The organism is Salipiger sp. (assembly GCF_059781815.1).
In genome coordinates this window covers 1-2819 of sequence record NZ_JBYNAH010000361.1, presented here as the reverse complement: position 1 = coordinate 2819, position 2819 = coordinate 1, and the positions used below count along the sequence as shown (strand labels likewise).

Sequence of the window (2819 nt, the reverse complement as noted above, 5' to 3'; positions counted from 1 at the left end):
GCACAGCCGCCAGCAGCCCGCCGCTCAGGCGCCGCGCCCGGCTGCCCAGCCGCAGCAGCCCGCCGGCATGCAACGTCCGGCCGCCGATGCCGACAAGCCGCGCTTCGGGATCAACTCGCTGATCAACCGGATGACCGGTCACGGCCACGCACAGGGCGGCCACGAGGCCCCCGCAGCGCGCCGCCAGCAGCCGCCGATGCAGGCCCACCAGCCGGCCCCGATCGTCGACGAGGACGAGCAGCAGGACCAGGACCGGATTGAGATCCCGGCCTTCTTGCGGCGCCAGGCCAACTGACATTTCGCGAGCTTCCGCGACGGAACGCCCCCTCATAGAGGGGGCGTTTTTCGTTTGTCCTCAGGGGATTAGATCGCCCTCAAAAGATGCCTGCAAGGTTTCGCTTATTCCGTTACGGCGATGTTTCAAGCGGTTACAATACTTGATTTGAGCTGACAGGGCCCCGTCTATATCTCCACAGTCGAAGGAGCCTCCGGTGGGGTGGAGCCTCCTATGACGAGGTAAGACCGTGCAAACGACACTGAGATCCGCAGTAACCTTCCAGGGCGTCGGCCTCCACTCCGGCCGCCCCGCACGCATGACCATCCGCCCGGCCTCGGCCGAGCATGGCATCTGGTTCAAGCGGACCGACATTCTTCTGGGCGACACGCTGGTGCCCGCGCGCTGGGACGCCGTCGAGGTGACCCCGCTCTGCACCCGCATCGTCAACGCCGCCGGCGTCAGCGTCTCGACCATCGAACACGTGATGGCCGCGCTTGCAGGCTGCGGCGTGCACAACGCCCTAATCGAGATCGACGGCCCCGAAGTGCCGATCATGGACGGCTCTGCCGCGCCCTTCGTGCGCGCCATCCTCGAGCGCGGCACCCGCGCCCTGCGCACCGCGCTCTACGCCATCGAAATTCTCAAGCCGGTCTCTGTCCTGACCGACAAGGGCTGGGCCCGCCTGTCCCCGGCCCGCTCGGGCAACGGCCTCACGATGGATTTCCACATCGCCTTCTCCGACGACGCCATCGGCACGCAAGAGCGCAGCATGGACCTCGCCAACGGCGCCTTCGTGCGCGAGCTCTGCGACAGCCGCACCTTCTGCCGGCAGTCCGATGTCGAGGCGATGCAGGCCAACGGTCTGGCCCTTGGCGGCACCTACGAGAACGCCGTCGTGGTCGATGGCGACAAGGTGCTCTCGCCGGGCGGCCTGCGCCACGAGGACGAGGCGGTGCGCCACAAGATGCTCGATGCGCTTGGCGATCTCTACACCGCCGGCGCCCCGATCATCGGCCATTACGAGGGCCACAAGGCTGGTCACGCGATGACCAACATGCTCCTGCGCGAGCTGTTCTCGACCCCCGATGCCTACCGCATCACGCTCTGTGACGACACCCTCGTGGCGCGCCTTCCCGGCGCCGGTGTCGAGCGCGACGAGATCCCGGCGGTCGCCTGACGGACCGCCGGCGGCAAAACGCCGTTAAGGCGTTTTGCACCGGAATTTTCTGTGCTAGGACCGTGCCACGGGCCGTCCTTCGGCCCCCTTGAACGAACATGAGGTTAGTCGGGCATGGCAGGCGGAAGATCGCGTAAGCTAGTGATCGGAGTAGCTTTTTCCGCTATTCTGCTGGCCGGGTGCACGGCGCGGGAACGCGAGGGCTACGCCAAGGGAAACATCCCGCTCGAGACCTTCACCGCCCAGCAGATCTATGAGCGGGGCGAGTATGAACTCGACCGCAAGGATGGCGAGCAGGCCGCCTATTACTTCAGCGAAGTCGAGCGCCTCTACCCCTACTCGGAATGGTCCAAGCGCGCCCTGATCATGCAGGCCTACGCCTTCCACACCGAGAAGGATTACGAGAACAGCCGCTCCTCGGCGCAGCGTTACATCGATTTCTATCCCACCGATGAAGACGCCGCCTATGCGCAGTATCTCCTCGCCCTCTCCTACTACGACCAGATCGAGGAGGTCGGCCGCGACCAGGGGCTGACCTTCCAGGCTCTGCAGGCGCTGCGCACGGTGATCGAGCGCTATCCCGACAGCGAATATGCCCGCAGCTCGATCCTGAAATTCGACCTCGCCTTCGATCACCTCGCCGGCAAGGAAATGGAAATCGGGCGCTACTATCTGCGCGACAAGCATTTTGGCGCCGCGATCAGCCGCTTCCGCGTCGTGGTCGAGGATTTCCAGACCACCACCCACACGCCCGAGGCGCTGCACCGTCTGGTCGAAGCCTACCTGTCGCTTGGCCTGACCGATGAGGCGCAGACCGCCGGGGCCATTCTGGGATACAACTACCAGTCCACCGACTGGTACGAAGACAGCTATCGTCTGCTGACGCAACAGGGGCTGGAGCCCAAGGTGCGCGGCAAAAACTGGCTGTCCAAGGTCTATCGCCAGATGATTCAGGGCAAATGGCTGTGATCCGCCCTCATGGGGTCCGGTAACAGGATAGGCTGATGCTGCGCGGGTTGGATATCCGGGATATGCTGATCATCGACCGGTTGGAGTTGGACTTCCAGCCGGGTCTAAACGTGCTGACCGGCGAAACCGGCGCGGGCAAATCCATTCTTCTTGATTCGCTTGGCTTTGTTCTGGGCTGGCGGGGCAGGGCCGATCTGGTGCGTCAGGGGGCAGAGCAGGGCGAGGTCACGGCGACATTCGATCTGCCCGACGACCACGCCGCCCACCAGGTTCTGGCCGAAGCGGGGCTGCCCTCAGGGCCGGAATTGTTCCTGCGCCGCGTCAACACCGCCGATGGCCGCAAAACCGCGTGGATCAATGACCGACGCGCCAGCGGCGAGGTGCTGCGCGCCCTGT

Annotated in this window: 3 protein-coding genes and 1 pseudogene; all 4 read left to right on the top strand. The window is 64.9% G+C overall.

The features are described from left to right. A pseudogene (locus AC6RA4_RS24650) lies at positions 1 to 295 on the top strand (cell division protein FtsZ); the annotation flags it as partial. A 229-nt stretch (positions 296 to 524) separates the two neighbouring features. Then, on the top strand, positions 525 to 1454 hold the full coding sequence (gene lpxC / locus AC6RA4_RS24645) for a UDP-3-O-acyl-N-acetylglucosamine deacetylase (RefSeq protein WP_500164828.1): 930 nt from the start codon (positions 525 to 527) through the stop codon (positions 1452 to 1454). Positions 1455 to 1568: 114 nt separating this feature from the next. After that, entirely contained in the window at positions 1569 to 2423 is an 855-nt protein-coding gene (locus tag AC6RA4_RS24640) for an outer membrane protein assembly factor BamD (protein ID WP_500164826.1), read from the top strand. Between the two features lie 35 nt (positions 2424 to 2458). After that, a partial coding sequence (locus tag AC6RA4_RS24635) for an AAA family ATPase (RefSeq protein WP_500164824.1) occupies positions 2459 to 2819 on the top strand: 361 nt, incomplete at its 3' end.

Coding starts and splice junctions, on each gene's coding strand:
- AC6RA4_RS24640 (WP_500164826.1), top strand. CDS start 1,569: ATGGCAGGCGGAAGATCGCGTAAGCTAGTGATCGGAGTAGCTTTTTCC.